Origin of the sequence: Mesorhizobium sp. M0854, from assembly GCF_040319815.1 — a bacterium.
Lineage (GTDB): Bacteria > Pseudomonadota > Alphaproteobacteria > Rhizobiales > Rhizobiaceae > Mesorhizobium.
The window spans coordinates 16,774-32,073 of the sequence record NZ_JAMYOL010000020.1 but is presented as its reverse complement, the minus strand read 5'-3'; the positions used below and the strand labels follow the sequence as shown (position 1 = coordinate 32,073).

The window sequence follows — 15,300 nt, the reverse complement described above, 5'->3', positions numbered from 1 at the left end:
GGGGAATGCGCAGCAATTGAAGCACGAAAGCCAATCCAGGGTGGAGCGGCGGAAACTCAGTAGGAGGAACTGATATGAAACTGAAGAAAATACTGTTTGCCGCAGTCTCTGCGGGCGCAATGATGCTCGCAAGTCCAAGCTTCGCGGCCACGGAGCTGAGCGTGCAGCGCTTTTTCGGCGCCTGCGATGCCGATTTCGGCACCAACACCGATGCCACCAAGGCCGTTGGCGAATGCGGCATCATCACCTCGCTAATCAACAAGTTCAACGCCGACAATCCCGATGTCCATGTCAACGTCACCACCGTGGAATGGCCCGGCTATGATCAGCTGACCGCGCAGTTCGCTTCAGGCGACGCTCCGGACATCGTCACGATCCATGAATCCGTACTGTCGGATTATCAGTCGAAGGGCCTGTTGATGCCGCTCGACGATCTCTTGAAGTCGGTCGGCGTGACACCCGACGCCTTCACCGACGCGGCGCGCAATGGCGCCACCAAAGACGGCAAGGTCTATGGCCTGCCGATCGACAGCTGGACGATGCTCTATCACGTCAACATGGATCTTTTCAAACAAGCCGGCCTCGTCAATGCCGACGGCACGCCGATTTTTCCAAAGTCGCCCGAGGAACTGCTCGCCCAGGCCGAACAGTTCAAGCAGAAGACGGGCAAGCCTTATTTCGTCCAGAACCTGACCAATGAGACTGCACTCTACACACGCAACCTCTATACCTATCTTTTCCAGCAGGATTCCGATTTCTTCGCCGATCCGAAGCATGTGAAGTTGAATACGCCGGAAGCCAAGAAGGTCATCGAGATGTACAAGGCGATCTTCGAGAAGGGCTACACCACCAAGGATCTCGATTATGGCGGGTCGATCAACGCCTTCCTTGCCGGCGAGGGTGGCGTCCACCTTAACGGCACCTGGGTGGTCGGCGATTACAACGCGCAGTCCGAGACCAAGGGTACGGCGCTCAACAAGGGCGGCTATGCGGTCTATCCGTATCCGCAGCTGTTTGGCGGCGCCCACGCGCAGTATGCCGACGGCCACACCTGGGCCGTTTCGCAGAAAGACCGCACGCCCGAACAGATCGCGGCCATCGGTAAATTCCTGAAGTTCTTCGCCGACAACGACTTCGAATGGTCGCGCACCGGTCACCTGCCGGCCTATAAGGCCGTCATCACCTCGGACGCCTTCAAGGCCCTGCCGCATCGCAACACGATCTCTGCGGTCGCTGATCTCGGCAAGCCGCTGCCGTCCGCCGTACAGCGTCAGTTTGCGATCCAGGACATTATCGGCGAAGAGATGAGTGCAGCAATCAGTGGCCAGAAGGACATCGACACCGCCCTTGCCGACATGGAAAGCCGCGTCAACGAATTGCTCGCCAACATCTGACCACCGGTTTCGAAAGGCCCTCCCAAGGCCCCCCGCGGCTGGAAACGGCCGCGGGTTTTTAGTGAGGCAGTGATTATTGTCCTCGAATTGCGCGACTTGCCGGTGGCGACCGGGTCAAACACGCCAACCACGGCGCCGCAACCTCGGCAGCAGCCGACGCAAGCCCTGACTGGAGGATTCCGCTAAGCATTTTGCAGCCAAGTGGAACCACTTGGCGTCGCACAAATGCGGCTGAAACAAACAGATAGAGCGGAATGCCCGATTCGATCCAAATGCATTCCGCTCTAGAACGCCGCGGCTATGGGCATTGCGACCTTGTTGGGGATCTGGATGTCGATCTCCAATCTCGACGTCGTTTCGCCGTGATCCATGCTCACCTGCAGGAAATCCTGGTCGACCTGAACATGCCGGGTGATCACCGCCATGATCTCCTCGCGCAACACCGAGACGAGATCGGGCTGGTTGCGGCTTCGACGCTCGTAAGCCAACAGCAGTTGCAAGCGCTCGCGCGCCACCGGCGCGCTGCCGCGGCGCTTGAAGATATCGAGCAGGTTCATGCTGCCCTCCTTCCCAACAGCCGGTCGAGGAGGCCCCTCCGCTCGAAAGGCAGAATGACCGGCAGGTCCTCGCCCTCGAGTCTTCTCGCCGCGTCGATATAGGCGCGTGCGGCGGGGTTGGTGTTTTCGCTGAGCGTAACCGGCGCGCCCACATTGGATGCGCGCAGCACGTCCTGGCTCTCGGGAATTATTCCCAGCAAGGGCGTCGACAGGATCTCGAGCACGTCATCGATGCTGAGCATCTCGCCGCGGGCAGCGCGCGCAGCATCGTAGCGCGTGACGAGCACGTGTTTGGCAATCGATTCACCCTGCTCGGCTTTCATCGTTCTGGAGTCGAGCAGGCCGATGATGCGATCGGAATCGCGGACCGAGCTCACTTCCGGGTTGGTGACGATTACCGCCTCGTCGGCAAAGCGCATGGCAAGTTGCGCGCCCCGCTCTATGCCGGCGGGACTGTCGCAGAAGACGTAGTCGAAAACCGAGCGCAGCTTGTCGATGACATCGGCGACGCCTTCCTCGGTGAGAGCATCCTTGTCGCGCGTTTGTGAGGCCGGCAGCAGGAACAGCGTGTCGAGTCGCTTGTCACGGATCAGCGCCTGCGAAAGCTTGGCGGTTCCCTGAATGACGTTGACGATATCGAAAACAACGCGCCGCTCGGCACCCATGATCAGATCGAGGTTGCGCAGGCCGACGTCGAAATCGACGAGAGCCACCCGCTTGCCGGTTTTCGCGACCGCGGCGCCGAGAGCGGCCGTCGAGGTCGTCTTGCCGACACCCCCTTTGCCGGATGTGACAACCACTACCTTGCCCATATTTGTGCCTCCAATGTTGTTAGTTGAGCGGTGCGACGCAAAGTGCGCCGTCCTCGAGAAAGGCCTGTACCGGCCTTCCTCGCGAGGAGGCGTCCATCTCCTCGGCAGTGCGGTACCAGCCGTCCACCGCCAGAAGTTCGGCTTCGTTTTTCCGGCAAAAGATGCGAGCCGCGGAATTTCCCGTGGCGCCGGCGAACGCACGTCCACGCAGCGTGCCGTAGACGTGGATTGATCCTCCGGCGACGATCTCGGAACCGGAACTGACGGAGCCGACAATGACCACATCGCCATCGGGATGAAAGATCGACTGGCCGGAGCGGATCGGTGCCTTGATCATCAATGAGTTCGGCGCCTGCGGTTCTTCCGTCTTGGCCTCAGCGGCGGCCTTCGGGTCCGGCTGCACGTAAAGCGCATCAGCGGTGGCCTCCTTGGCGCCAACGAGGAGCGGCGGCAGATCGGCATCGAGCGCTACATTGCCATCGGCCTCGATCGCGTAGATGCGAATCCCGCGCTCCGCGAGCTGTAAGACCAGATCCCGCATCTCGCCCACCTCGGGCTTGAGTATATTCAGATCGAGCACGACCGGGCGGCCGGCAAAGAAGCCGGGGGAGTTTTCGGTCCAGTGATCGAGGCTTTGCAGCCATTCCCCTAGCGGAGCCTCAGGGGTGAGGGTGAAGGCTACAAACGAGCGCGCTCGAAAGCGTATGGACTTGTTTTGGATGGGAGCGACGCAGGTCACAGAGGCGAGTCCTTACTGATTGGTTAAGGCTAGCCCGGCATGGTTAACGAAAAGTTAATGGCGGCTTCCCGAGGCGTTGGCGGAGGCATTCTTTTTGTCCCCGATCGTCCCGGCGGCGCCCTGCTTCCGGTGCACGACGAGGTCCTCCTCGCGGCTGCCTGGAGGCGCCTCCAGTTCACGAGGTCGGCCGACCGGTATATTGTTGTCGGAACGCCGGGCCTATTAAGGAGTTATCGATTTGACAAGTGTTGCCAAGGGGCCTGTCGCGGATCGCGGTCGCGCTACCTATGACCTTGGCGCGACCGCCATCTTTGCTTCCAAATCAGACGCGCGCTTTCACTATTGCCTGTATGTGCCTCCCGCGGTTGGGGAAGGGGCCAAAGTCGATCTGATGGTCGCTGTCCATGGCACCGGCCGCACCTCTTTTCTTGGATTCCGCGACGCGTTTTCCGAGTTCGGACGCTGGAACGGCTGCGCCGTTTTGTGTCCGCTGTTTCCAATCGGCGTTCTCGGGGATGATGCCCGCAGCGGGTACAAATATTTGCTCGAGGGCAACATACGCTACGATCAGGTGCTGCTCGCCATGGTTGAGGAGGTCAGCGCCAAATACAGTCAGGATTGGAGCCGCTTTGCCATGTTCGGATTTTCCGGCGGCGGACATTTCACGCATCGTTTTGCTATCCTGCATCCCGACAGGCTCTGGGCGGCCTCAATCGGCGCGCCAGGCTCGGTGACCTTGCTCGATCCGACGCATGACTGGTGGGTGGGCATTCGCGATCTGCCGGAGAAGTTCGGCATCACCTTCGATGCCGCAGCGCTGGCAAAAGTGCCTTTCCAGATGATCGTCGGCGGCGCTGACCTGGAGACTTGGGAAATCACTCATGTCCAAGGCAGCACCCATTGGATGCCAGGCGCCAACGATGCCGGGCGAACACGGCCGGAACGCCTCGTGGCATTGTGTCGATCGTTCGAGGAGGCGGGGGCGCGCGTGCGCTTCGATTTGCTGCCAGGCATATCTCATGAACGGGACGCGGTTCTCGATTCGGTCAAGGATTTCCTTGCCCAACAACTCAAGGAACGAGGAAACGTCTCACGATGAATTCGTTGCGCCCCAGCCCGTGAAGAGATTATCGCAATCAAAGCCCGACTACGTCGACCGCATCCAACGCCGATTTGCTGCCAGTGCGTAACGACTAGAGCAACGCTTCGTATTGATTGCCAATCTTGTCGACTGTGAAATCCACCGCCCTGTTTTTCAGCACGGCAGCAGGGGTGGGGTGGTCCAGCGTCTCGGCCATCGCCTTCGCCAGGGCCGCGGCGTCACCGATCGGCACCAAGGTGCCGAAGCGGCCGTCACCGAGTATTTCGCGCGGGCCGTGCGGAGCATCGGTGGAGATTACGGGGACACCGGCGGCCATGGCCTCGACCAAGACGTTGCCAAAGCCTTCGCTCGTGGATGTAAGGACGAACAGATCGGCTGCGGCGTAACAGGCTGCGGGATCGTTGACGTAGCCGGCAAAGAGTACGTCCTGGCCAATGCCGATCTGCTCGGCACAGGCGTGCAATTCGGCAGCCAGCGGACCTTCGCCGAAGATGACAAGCCGGGCAGGGCGGCCGGCGCGCAGGGCAGCGAAGGCCCGCAGCAAAGTCCGGTGGTCCTTGACCGGCACCAGGCGTCCCGCGGTGGCGATGACCGGGCCATCGCCCATCGCCGCCAACGCTGCCTGCCAGGCATAGGAATTCCTCTGCGGTGCTACAGCTGGCGGCAGCGGGTTATTGATGACGACAACCTTCGATTCGGGGAAGCCTCGGGCGATGATGTCACGGCCGACACCCGCCGAAACGGCGATGGCTTTGGTTGCGCGCGCTGCAACCAGCGCGGAAAGCCAGATCGCCAGCCTGGCGCCGAGGCCGCTGGCAGGCAGCGAGGCCGCGGCATGGAAGCTTGGAAAGAATTTTGCCCGGCTTCTGGCCAACATGAGTGACAGCGCCATCACCAGATTGGCGAATTCCGGGGCGCTATAGACCGCATCAGGATCAAGGCGGCGGAACAAATTTGCGCTTCGCACGATGCCTTTCAGCGTCGCCGACTTGGCGTAACCCTCGCCGCGCAAGGGAAGGCCGAAGTCGACCAGATGCACGGCAGCGGAACGCAGCGCGGCGTTAGGGCCTTCCGCGTTCCAGGTAAAAAGCGTGACCTCGTGGCCACGCGATGCCAGTTCATTTGCCATCAGGACGAAAACACGTTCGGCGCCGCCGCCCCTCAGGCTGGCGATGTGGAAAACGATGCGCTTCACCATGCCTTGCTTCAGGCTCGGCTGGCGGCAACGCCTGATCGGTTCGGCGGCCGGCGCATGTCGCGGATGATGCCCATGCCGATGGCCAGCAGCATCCCCAGGGCAAAGCCTGCGAACGCTCCGGCGCCTGCCACCAGGGCAGTGCGCGGGGGCCATGAGCGCGCGGGCGGGGGCACCGCGGTCGAAATCACCTGTACGTTTGTGGTGTCGATCTGCTCGCGCTCGCTGATTTGGCGCGCACGTGACAGGAAGCTCTCATAGACCGCTCTCTTGGACGCGGCATCGCGTTCAAGTTCTCGCAGGGCGACTTCGGATTCGCTGTCGGTGAATACATTGCCCTTCAGATCGTTCATCCTGGCGTTGAGAGAAGCCAACGAGGCCCGGGCCTTGTCCAGGCTGGCCTTTGCCGTGCCGACGGTGCGGGAGAACTCGGCCCGGAGTTGCGAGTTGACGGTCTCGAGTTCCGTCCTGAGCCTGACAATCGTCGGGTGGCGCGGACCGAAGGTCATCGACTGTGAGTCGATCTGCTGCCGCAGGCTGTTTGACCTGTCGCGCAGCGCAGCGAGCGCTTCCGAAACCGTGGGGTCGGGATTGGCCCCGTTGATACCGGAGGCAACCAGGGCGTCGTAGCTTGCCTGCGCGGCGATGACACGCGATTGCGCATCGACGATTTCGCCATTGAGCTGCGTCAGCGTCTGCGAACTGACGAGCTGGCCATTGCTGGACGACAGGTTGTGGCTGCGCCTGTAGCTCTCGACCTTCTCTTCGGCTGCCTGCACGTCGCTCTTGAGTTGGCCAAGCCGGCTGTCAAGGGCAGCCGCGGCACGGCTGGCGCCGGCAGCTTCGGCCTTAGCCAGTTCTTCCTGGAAGTTTTTGACTATGGCCTGCGAGATCAGGATCGCCTTGGCGGTGGTTTCCGCAGATACCGAGAGGGTTGTGACAAACGAGGTCGGATCCGCGATGGCGTCTACCCGGTCCGCCAGGTTCTTCAAGGCGATGAGCCTCGGGTCGGGCTTCGCCACAGCGCCGGACGAGGATGTGCTCCGGTCCGGATCGAAAAACTCCGGATCGTGAGTCAGGTTCAGTTCGTCCACCACACGGGAAAGCACGTTGCCCGAGGTCAGGATGCGCTGCTTGCTGCGCGTGCTGAGCAACTGGCTATCGACCTGGCCCGGTTGCGAGTAGAGGTCGTTTTCCACAACCTGCAAATTGGATGGGTTGATGAGGACCTCGGTCGTGACGGTGTAACGCTGCTTGCTCAGCAATGCATAGGCGCCGCCGACAATGCCGCCGACTACCGCCAGCATGAAGGCCAGGGCGAGGCCGGCCCGCAGCCAGACGAACAGACGCCGAAAATCGAGCTCAAGGAAATCGCCGATCTTGTCCAGGGTCACCGTTGCGACAGGCTCTGGAGGTTGCGGCGTCACCGGCGCGGAGCTTAGCCCCGCGACTGGGCCATGCTGTTGCAGCAATGCCCTCCGCCGTGCATTGGCGATACGCTCGAATGCACTGTTATTGGAAGCCGTCGCGGAGATAGGGGGTGTGCCGGAACCGGCAGACATGGTGACAACCCTTGTTAAATCATTACGCTTGGCCTGCTCTACAGAAACATCGTTAACATCTTATTTTCCAAGTTGGCCCATTTTACCGCTCTCGCTGTCCGTCCGGCGGACGTTGAAGGGGTCTCGTTGCCCGGAATGCTGTTTGAATACCTTCACCTGGATGGGCCATGAGCTATCCCGCTGCCGCATCGGAACGATTGTTGCCCAGTCGAGCGCGCCGTGAGAACGCGCTGTCGCTGCTGTTTTTCCTATGCGCCGCCTTCGCGCTCCTGCTTCGCTTTACGGTGTCGCCGCAGGTGATGAACATGGTCGTCGACTATACGGCCCAGGGGGGCTCGTTCTACGAGAAGCTGCATTTCGGCACCTATGCGATCTTCCTGGTCCTTGCCGTCGTTCTTTTCAGCCGACCGTTTCTGCTGCAGGGCGACGAAATTGGGATATTCAAAGCGTTGATTCGCTTTTCGGTGCTGATGTTCGCGCTGGTGCCCTATCTGTTCGTCACCGGCCGTGCGGGCTCCTCCGGGTTCATCATCGATTCTTATCTGGTGGCCGGCGCCGCAGGCCTGTTGATGCTGGCCTTGAACGCGGAAGTGCGGCGGGCGTTGGGCGACGTCGTGCTTGGAATGGTGATCCTCAGCGCTGTGCTCGGCACGATCGAAGCGGTGACTCAACATCGATTTATGCCTTACGGTCTCAACGAACTGCAGTTCAGGCCAATTGGCCTATCGGCGCACCCGCTGGCGCTAGGCGCGCTCTGCGCCACAGCCATCGGATTCGTGCCGCTGACGCGCTGGCGCATATGGGTGCGGGTGGCATCGATTCTCGTGTTGCTCGTCGGTTGTGCTGCGTCAGGCGCCCGCGCCGCCCTGATGCTCGCTGCGGGAGAAACCCTCATTCTGCTGCTGTTCGTGCCTTGGCCGCGCCTGACTCTCAAGCACCAGCGGCAGGCCAAGTCCGTCGTGCTGCTGTTCGCCCTGGTGAGCGGCGCAGTGCTGGTGGCCATACTATTTTCGGGCGGGCTGCTGAATCGATTCGGCAACACGATCTTTGACGAGAATTTCATGGCGCGGGTGACGATCTACCAGATATTCGGACTTGTTAGCTGGAAAGACATCCTGTTTGGCATGAACGTCGACGACCTCCTGGCGATCGTCAAAGAGAAGCTGCATCTGCCCTATATCGAGAGCGCTCCGGTGGTCATCACCATGCTCTTCGGCTTGCCGATAGCTGTGCTCTTCATAGTGCTGGTATTCTGGTTCATTTTTCGGCTGCTGCGCGCGGCGCCGCTGCCGGCATGGATCGGCACCATGACCTTCCTGCTTGCTGCGCTGTCGAACAACGCGCTCTCGTCAAAAGCGCCGGATATTACGACTATCGTGGTGTTGCTGCTTGCCTATAGAAACGTGCCGTATAGAAACCAGCCGAAGAGCACGTCTTCGACCGCTGTCGCATCCGAGCCGAAACTGGATCGGCTTGGATAAGCGCAGGCTCCAGACGCATCAGCCGGCGCTATCCACAACCTCGACATTGCCTGCGCGATTGAGCGTGTGGATGCCCGCCCGCGCCCATGCCGGTCCTGGGCCGATCGGGTGGGGCGGTGCAAACAGGACATCGAAATCATCAAGCCGATCCAGCCGCATCAATCCCAGGCCGCCGCCATAGGCTCTAGACCCGTTTTGCACCGGCAGCAGCAAAGCGTCGCCCTGGCGGATGAAAGCGCCGCCCGGCCGAGTGGCCGAGTGATCGACGGCGACGGGATTGAGCGCGTGCGCAGCCCACGGCCCACGCAGCGCCGGGGCGGAATAGACGGCCATCGTGTCGGACGCGCTGCCGTAACCGAACCGCTCCGTCCCCAACAGCCAGAAACGGCCGTCGGATTCGAGCAGCGTGGCGTCGTTGAAATCCCTGTCCGTCATCAGCACCGTATCGCGTACCCAGCGATCCGGAAACTGCACGGCACGGTAGAGCACCAGTTCTCGCGCCGTAGCGCTTTCAGGGATCATGAAAATCTCGCCGGAGTGAGCGAACACCTGCGGATATGACAGGTGATGCGCTTCGTCCAGCACCACTTTCGGCACGCCGAAAGTGCCGTCGGTGCCAAGTTCAGCGACAGAAATCACCCCGCGGCCGGTGGAGTAGGGAAACTCCTCGACAAACAGAAAATGACGGCCGTCGCGCTCGAGAACGAACGGATCGGCGTAGAAGCGCTGCCCGTCATCGGCAAGCACGGTGAAGGGCTTACCATCCAGCAGTCCGGTTTCGGCGACGCCTGGACCGTCGATCAGCCGATAAGCAACCTGCCAATAGAAGGGACGCCGACCACGTCGCAGTTTTTGCACGGCGCGGTCGACTAACCCCCTGCCGAAAAAGGGCAGATAGTGCCCGATAAATCCGCCTTTCTGCAGGGGCGGCGCCGGGCTCTCGGCAATCGGCGCAAGTTTGCCCGCGGAAAAGCGGGCGACACATTGGGCAATCAGGGAGATGGCGCCGGCGAGCAGGTCGTTGCTGGTTCGGGACAGCCACAACCGGTCGCTGATCATCGGCCGCGCCCTGGCGACGGCAACGCCGTCGAGGCGCGCGGTGAGTTCGGGCAGCCGCCCGCTCGCCAGCATCTCGGTCATGCCTGCGGCAAAGCTGCTTTGGCCGCAAAATTCGAGCGTCAGGACAGGCGTGCCGCGTCGTGCGGCGGTAGCCGTGAGATCGACTATAAGATCGACTGGGCCGGTGTCGCCGGACGGCAACGGCCGGGAACGGCTTGCCAGTGAGGGGCCGAAGCGCCGGCCCTCGAGCGCCAGCACATTATCCATCGTGCGCGCATTGGGTTCAGGCGTCGGCGCGCGGCAACTCGAAACCGCATGTCCAGCCGCACTCAACCGCGCCAGAAGCTCATTTTCCCAGCGCCGGGATGGGTCGGCGTGGCCGATGATTAAAATATTAGTCAATCCAATATATTCTTTTTCAAGACTACTGCCATAGACTACTTGTCAGCCCAACCTTTCACAAGAGTTAAACCGGGAGAACGCGGCCTTGGTTGTTAATCATATATTAAGAATTGAGATCACGAAGGCGCTTTCCGGCGCTATTATGACTCTTGCGGGCAATAGTCGGCATGTCCCGAAGGCTGCAGGCGACCAGGATCAGCGATGAACGTCCTTTCACGTCCAAAACTGCCATCCAGGCAGAAACTGCTGATCGTGTTCGGCACTAGGCCGGAGGCACTCAAATGCTTTCCAGTGGCGCGTGCCGCCCTCGCTCATCCAGGCTTCATCACCGAAATATGCATAACCGCCCAGCATCGTGAAATGGTCGACCAGGTTGTCGAGCTGACCGGCTTGCCTGTGCACCACGATCTCAACATCATGCAACCCGGCCAGTCGCTGTTCGATGTGACCTCGCGCGTGCTCCTGGGCATGGCCGAGGTGTTGGACAAGGCGAAGCCCGATATCGTCATGGTACAGGGCGACACCACCACGGCAATGGCGGCGGCTCTTGCTGCCTTCTACAAGCGTATCCCCGTCGCTCATGTCGAAGCAGGATTGCGCAGCCACAACATCAACTCGCCGTTTCCTGAAGAACTGAACCGCAAGATTGCCGGCGACATCGCCACCTGGCATTTTGCGCCGACCGTTCAAGCGCGCGACAATCTCATCGCCGAAGGAAAGGCCGAAAGCACCATTTTCGTGACCGGCAACACGGTGATCGACACGCTGTTGCATTTTTCAAGCGCGATCGATGCCGACAGGCTGATGAACGCGAAGCTCGCTGCCAGCTTTCCCTTCCTCGATCCTTCCAAGAAGATGATCCTCGTCACCGGACATCGCCGCGAGAATTTCGACGGCGGCATCCAGCGCATCTGTACGGCGTTGAAGGGATTGGCCGCGCGCGGAGACGTGCAGGTCGTCTACCCTGTCCATCCAAACCCCAATGTGCGCTCGGTGGTCAACGCAGAGCTGGAAGGCGTGCCGAACATCCATCTGGTCGAGCCGCAGGACTATCTGCCGTTTCTGTACCTGCAGAAGCAGAGCTATCTGGTGCTTACCGATAGCGGCGGCGTTCAGGAAGAAGCGCCGTCGCTCGGCAAGCCGGTGCTGGTGATGCGCGAGAATACCGAGCGACCCGAGGGGATCGTGGCCGGCACCGCCCGCCTTGTCGGCACCGATGTCGAAAAAATCCTGTTCAACGCCAATCGCCTGCTCGACGATCAGGCTGCCTATCGTGGCATGGCGGAACGACACAACCCATATGGCGATGGCCGGGCCAGTAACCGGATTGTTGAGGAACTGCTGCATCATGGCTGAAATCAAAACCGTTTCCGTAATCGGCATGGGATATATCGGCCTGCCGACCTGCGCCATTTTCGCCAGCCGCGGGCTCAACGTCATTGGCGTCGATGTCAACGGAGCGGTGGTCGAGAAGGTCAATCGCGGCGAAATCCACATCGTCGAGCCGGACCTTGACGGTCTGATCCAGAAGGTCGTGGCGAACGGCAAGCTCATGGCCTACAGCACGCCGCAGCCGGCGGACGCCTATATCATCGCCGTGCCGACCCCGATGACCCACGATCATAAGCCGGACGTGACCTACGTGCTCGCGGCGGCACGAAGCATCGCCCCCGTGCTGAAGCGCGGAGACCTTGTGGTATTGGAATCGACATCGCCGGTTGGAACCACGCGTATCATGACCGGGCTGCTTGCCGAGTTGCGGCCTGATCTCAAATTTCCTGTCCAGCATGGCGAAGACGCCGATGTGCTGGTCGCCTATTCGCCCGAGCGTGTGCTGCCGGGAAAGGTGCTGACCGAGCTGATCAACAACGATCGCTCGATCGGCGGATTGTCCCGCAAATCGTCGGAGCGGACCGCGGCACTCTATTCGACCTTCGTCACCGGCGACCTGTTCATGACAACGGCCGAAAGTGCTGAGCTGGTGAAACTGACGGAGAACGCGTTCCGCGACGTCAACATCGCCTTTGCCAACGAGCTTGCCGCCGTGTGTCAAGATCTGTCGCTCAATGTATGGGAAGTGATCGATCTCGCCAATCGACACCCTCGCGTGAACATCCTCCAGCCGAGCCCGGGCGTTGGCGGTCACTGCATTGCGGTCGATCCATATTTTATCATCGACGCCGCACCCAACAGCACGCGGCTGATGGCTTCGGCACGCCGGATCAATTCCGAACGGCCCATGTCGGTGGTCAGGGATATCGAGGCCTTGCTCGACCCCTCCCGCAAGCAAACGATCGCCTGTCTTGGCCTCAGCTTCAAAGCCAATATCGACGATCTGCGCGAGAGCCCGGCCGTCGAGGTGGTGAAGCTTCTGTCCGATAACCCCAATGTGAAGATCATTGCGGCTGAACCCAACACAAATGCGCTGCCGCATGAGCTCGAGGGCAGGGGCATCGTGTTCACCGACGCACTTTCGGCCATCGACAAGTCCGATATCGTCGTCCTCCTGGTCGACCATCGGCAGTTCAATCTGGTCGACCCCGAAGCGCTCAAGGACAAGAAGCTCGTCGATACGAGGGGTCTGTGGACGTGGCGCAAGGCACGCAAGCCCGACGCCCGCATCGAAGGCAAGAAACCAGAGGTCGCACAAGTGACGCTTGCAAGGGAGCAGGCCGCATGAACGCGCACGCCCCGGCATGGGCGCAGCATTCCCTGTTGGCATCACGGCGCCGGGAGTTCCTTGGTGCACCGATCCATGCGCTGACCATGGCCGAGACACTGGCCATCGCCGACGAGGCGATGACCCTGGGGCGGCCGCTGCATCATGTGGTCGTGAACGTCGCCAAGCTGGTGACCATGCGCCAGAATGCCGAGCTGCGCGAGGACGTGGCCGGGGCGGACGTGGTCAATGTCGACGGCATCGGCGTGCTTTGGGGTGCACGTCTGTGCGGCGTCGCGCTGCCCGAGCGGGTGGCGGGCGTCGACATCATGATCAATCTGCTGAGCCTCTGCGCGAAGCGTGGATTCAGGCCGTATCTGCTGGGGGCCGAACAGCACGTTCTCGACGCGGTTGTAGTGAGACTTGCCAAGGACCATCCGAGCCTCGTCATAGCGGGAATGCGCAACGGCTATTTCAAGCCGGAGGACGAGGCCGGGATCGTCGCGGCGATCAACGCCTCGGGCGCCGACTGCCTGCTGGTGGCCATGCCGACACCGCGCAAGGAACGCTTTCTCAAACGCTACCGCGATGAACTCGCCTCAAGCTTCGTGATGGGCGTAGGCGGCAGTTTCGACGTCTATGGGGGCAAGGTTGCCCGTGCGCCGAAGCTGATACAAGCGGCCGGCCTGGAGTGGCTGTTCCGCGTCGTCCAGGAGCCGCGACGCTTGTGGCGCCGCTACTACGACACCAACACTGCCTATGCGGGACTGCTGTGCCGGGAGTTCTGGGAGCGTCGCTGGCGCCGAAACGCCGGTTTATAGTTTCGCGTTCCCCCCACAAAACAGGCGTTGCCCCTGGACTTCGCTTTACGCGATCCGTAGCCGCGCTCGCAGCTGGGCGACGAATTGCGTCGCTGCCACGGGGTGGAACAACGAGGTCAGCCCGAAGAAAACCGCGGCGCCGGTGGTGCCGCCGGCGACAAGCGAGAAGATCGCCGGCACGTCGCCGGCCACCATGCTGGCAAGCTTGGCGGCCACCCCCGTGCTGAGCGAGATGATTACCGAAACACCGATGTCGCGCCACGGCACCGGCACCGGTGTGAGCCGCTCGCTGATGATGATGCAGGTTACGGAGCCCACCACCGAGCCCCCCGCCAGCGCCAAAGCGGCGCCGATCTCCGCCATCGGGGGGATCAACAGCAGGGACAATGCGATTGTTGCCACCGAGCCGAAGAGATTGGCGATGATCAGCAGCCACGGCCGCTTGTGCGCGTGCACCACGACGCCATAGACGAAGCTGGTGAGGTTGGCGCACAGCACGCTGAAGGCAATGATCGGAAACAGCAGGCCGAAGCGGCCGTGATATTGCGAGGGCAGCATGAGCTCGGTGATATCGCTGCTGAGCGCGACCAGCATCGCTGCAATCGGCAGGCAAAGCCGCATCATCAAGGCCATTAACTGCGACAGCAACCGACCCGATGCCGCGGGCCCATCCTCGTCGAACCGGCTAACCACCTCGGGAAAGGCGCCCATGTTGATGGCGTTGGCGACCATATCGATAGGCTGGCGGGCCAGCGCATAGGCTGCCGCGAAGATCGCCACGGCGCTGGCATCGTAATAGAACTTGAGGAACAGACGCTCCGCGCTGTTGAGCCCGAAGCCAACCAGCGCCATGATGATCAGCGGCACACCGAGCGCAAAGAAGTCCCTGTGGGTGAAACGCGGCGGACCGGCAACGAGCCGTCGCGATGCCATGATGCCCGCCACGATGCCGGCAATCAAGGCGCCGAGGCTCGAGCCGAGCGACACCGTCAGAAAGCTATCCTGAAAGACAAGGATAGCGCCGATCGGTAACGCGAGTTGCAGCAGGGCACGCAGGGCTTCTAGCATCGAATAGACCGAATGGCGCTGCTGCATCTGCAGCACCGTCAACGCGAAGCGGCTGATGGACCCGGCGACCAGATAGCCGCAGACTGCGATCGCGAACTCGATCCAGCGTTCAGGCACGATCACCGCCGACGCGCCTACCGATATGACCAGCGCCAGTGCCGTGGTGGCAAGCAACACCTGCCCGGCCAGCATCAGGCTGCCGCGGCTGACTTCGCCCTTGCCGCCAAGCCTGAGCAAGGCGATGCGCAGCCAGTTGGTGACGGCAATGTCGGTCATTTCCCCGACGGTCACCACCAGGGTGAGCAGGCCATACTCGGTCTGGTCGATCAAACGCGTCACGACGACCAGCAGGAGCAGCGCCGAAATTCGCGTCAGCAGGATCGCCGGAGCATAAATGAGCGTGGAACGGAGCAGCAAGGGCGTGTCCCTGGAAAACTCACCTTCGACTA

General features: G+C 61.4%; 13 protein-coding genes. 6 read left to right on the top strand and 7 right to left on the bottom strand.

The window, feature by feature from the left end:
- The first annotated feature begins 74 nt into the window (after positions 1–74).
- Positions 75–1,394 carry an ABC transporter substrate-binding protein gene (locus tag NKH99_RS24145; RefSeq protein ID WP_353015911.1) on the top strand — a complete coding sequence of 440 codons (1,320 nt, stop codon included), beginning with the start codon at positions 75–77 and terminating at the stop codon, positions 1,392–1,394.
- A gap of 284 nt (positions 1,395–1,678) precedes the next feature.
- Here NKH99_RS24145 and minE read toward each other — a convergent pair whose 3' ends face one another.
- Genes minE through minC form a run of 3 tightly spaced genes read right to left on the bottom strand, consistent with a single transcriptional unit; the run spans position 1,679 to position 3,502 of the window.
- Entirely contained in the window at positions 1,679–1,951 is a 273-nt protein-coding gene (gene minE, locus NKH99_RS24140; RefSeq protein WP_353015909.1) for a cell division topological specificity factor MinE, read from the bottom strand.
- Positions 1,948–2,763: a septum site-determining protein MinD gene (minD, locus tag NKH99_RS24135; protein WP_352472499.1), complete on the bottom strand. Its 816-nt coding sequence runs from the start codon at positions 2,761–2,763 to the stop codon at positions 1,948–1,950. The genes minE and minD overlap by 4 nt, the downstream gene beginning before the upstream one ends.
- 19 nt (positions 2,764–2,782) lie before the next feature.
- Positions 2,783–3,502, bottom strand: coding sequence for a septum site-determining protein MinC (minC, locus tag NKH99_RS24130; protein ID WP_352472500.1), 720 nt, complete (start codon positions 3,500–3,502; stop codon positions 2,783–2,785).
- A 238-nt stretch (positions 3,503–3,740) separates the two neighbouring features.
- Here minC and NKH99_RS24125 point away from each other — a divergent pair, with 238 nt between their 5' ends.
- Positions 3,741–4,601: an alpha/beta hydrolase gene (locus tag NKH99_RS24125; RefSeq protein ID WP_352472501.1), complete on the top strand. Its 861-nt coding sequence runs from the start codon at positions 3,741–3,743 to the stop codon at positions 4,599–4,601.
- A gap of 94 nt (positions 4,602–4,695) precedes the next feature.
- Here the strand turns inward: NKH99_RS24125 and NKH99_RS24120 are convergent, their stop codons facing one another.
- Together NKH99_RS24120 and NKH99_RS24115 are read right to left on the bottom strand one after the other, a co-directional pair.
- Positions 4,696–5,802, bottom strand: coding sequence for a glycosyltransferase (locus NKH99_RS24120; RefSeq protein ID WP_352472502.1), 1,107 nt, complete (start codon positions 5,800–5,802; stop codon positions 4,696–4,698).
- A gap of 8 nt (positions 5,803–5,810) precedes the next feature.
- Positions 5,811–7,361, bottom strand: a complete 1,551-nt coding sequence (locus tag NKH99_RS24115; RefSeq protein WP_352472503.1) for a GumC family protein — start codon at positions 7,359–7,361, stop codon at positions 5,811–5,813.
- Positions 7,362–7,528: 167 nt separating this feature from the next.
- Between NKH99_RS24115 and NKH99_RS24110 the strand changes: the two genes are divergently transcribed.
- Positions 7,529–8,842 carry a VpsF family polysaccharide biosynthesis protein gene (locus NKH99_RS24110; protein WP_352472504.1) on the top strand — a complete coding sequence of 438 codons (1,314 nt, stop codon included), beginning with the start codon at positions 7,529–7,531 and terminating at the stop codon, positions 8,840–8,842.
- Between the two features lie 18 nt (positions 8,843–8,860).
- Here NKH99_RS24110 and NKH99_RS24105 read toward each other — a convergent pair whose 3' ends face one another.
- The gene (locus NKH99_RS24105) at positions 8,861–10,303 is read right to left on the bottom strand and encodes a glucosamine inositolphosphorylceramide transferase family protein (RefSeq protein ID WP_352472505.1); all 1,443 of its coding nucleotides are present in this window, start codon (positions 10,301–10,303) and stop codon (positions 8,861–8,863) included.
- A gap of 201 nt (positions 10,304–10,504) precedes the next feature.
- Here NKH99_RS24105 and wecB point away from each other — a divergent pair, with 201 nt between their 5' ends.
- The 3 genes from wecB to NKH99_RS24090 are packed head-to-tail and all read left to right on the top strand — an operon-like array spanning position 10,505 to position 13,783.
- Entirely contained in the window at positions 10,505–11,659 is a 1,155-nt protein-coding gene (gene wecB, locus NKH99_RS24100) for a non-hydrolyzing UDP-N-acetylglucosamine 2-epimerase (RefSeq protein WP_352769429.1), read from the top strand.
- Positions 11,652–12,983: a UDP-N-acetyl-D-mannosamine dehydrogenase gene (gene wecC, locus NKH99_RS24095; protein WP_352569040.1), complete on the top strand. Its 1,332-nt coding sequence runs from the start codon at positions 11,652–11,654 to the stop codon at positions 12,981–12,983. The genes wecB and wecC overlap by 8 nt, the downstream gene beginning before the upstream one ends.
- On the top strand, positions 12,980–13,783 hold the full coding sequence (locus NKH99_RS24090) for a WecB/TagA/CpsF family glycosyltransferase (protein WP_031211886.1): 804 nt from the start codon (positions 12,980–12,982) through the stop codon (positions 13,781–13,783). Before wecC ends, NKH99_RS24090 begins: the two co-directional genes overlap by 4 nt.
- Before the next feature lie 45 nt (positions 13,784–13,828).
- On the opposite strand, the gene NKH99_RS24085 is transcribed toward NKH99_RS24090, so the two are convergent.
- Positions 13,829–15,268, bottom strand: coding sequence for a lipopolysaccharide biosynthesis protein (locus NKH99_RS24085; protein WP_352501358.1), 1,440 nt, complete (start codon positions 15,266–15,268; stop codon positions 13,829–13,831).
- Positions 15,269–15,300 lie beyond the last annotated feature (32 nt).

Excerpts from the sequence above, each read along its gene's own strand:
- minD (WP_352472499.1), bottom strand. The coding sequence starts at position 2,763 with ATGGGCAAGGTAGTGGTTGTCACATCCGGCAAAGGGGGTGTCGGCAAG.
- NKH99_RS24090 (WP_031211886.1), top strand. The coding sequence starts at position 12,980 with ATGAACGCGCACGCCCCGGCATGGGCGCAGCATTCCCTGTTGGCATCA.
- wecC (WP_352569040.1), top strand. The coding sequence starts at position 11,652 with ATGGCTGAAATCAAAACCGTTTCCGTAATCGGCATGGGATATATCGGC.
- NKH99_RS24120 (WP_352472502.1), bottom strand. The coding sequence starts at position 5,802 with ATGGTGAAGCGCATCGTTTTCCACATCGCCAGCCTGAGGGGCGGCGGC.
- NKH99_RS24115 (WP_352472503.1), bottom strand. The coding sequence starts at position 7,361 with ATGTCTGCCGGTTCCGGCACACCCCCTATCTCCGCGACGGCTTCCAAT.
- wecB (WP_352769429.1), top strand. The coding sequence starts at position 10,505 with ATGAACGTCCTTTCACGTCCAAAACTGCCATCCAGGCAGAAACTGCTG.
- NKH99_RS24145 (WP_353015911.1), top strand. The coding sequence starts at position 75 with ATGAAACTGAAGAAAATACTGTTTGCCGCAGTCTCTGCGGGCGCAATG.
- minE (WP_353015909.1), bottom strand. The coding sequence starts at position 1,951 with ATGAACCTGCTCGATATCTTCAAGCGCCGCGGCAGCGCGCCGGTGGCG.
- NKH99_RS24110 (WP_352472504.1), top strand. The coding sequence starts at position 7,529 with ATGAGCTATCCCGCTGCCGCATCGGAACGATTGTTGCCCAGTCGAGCG.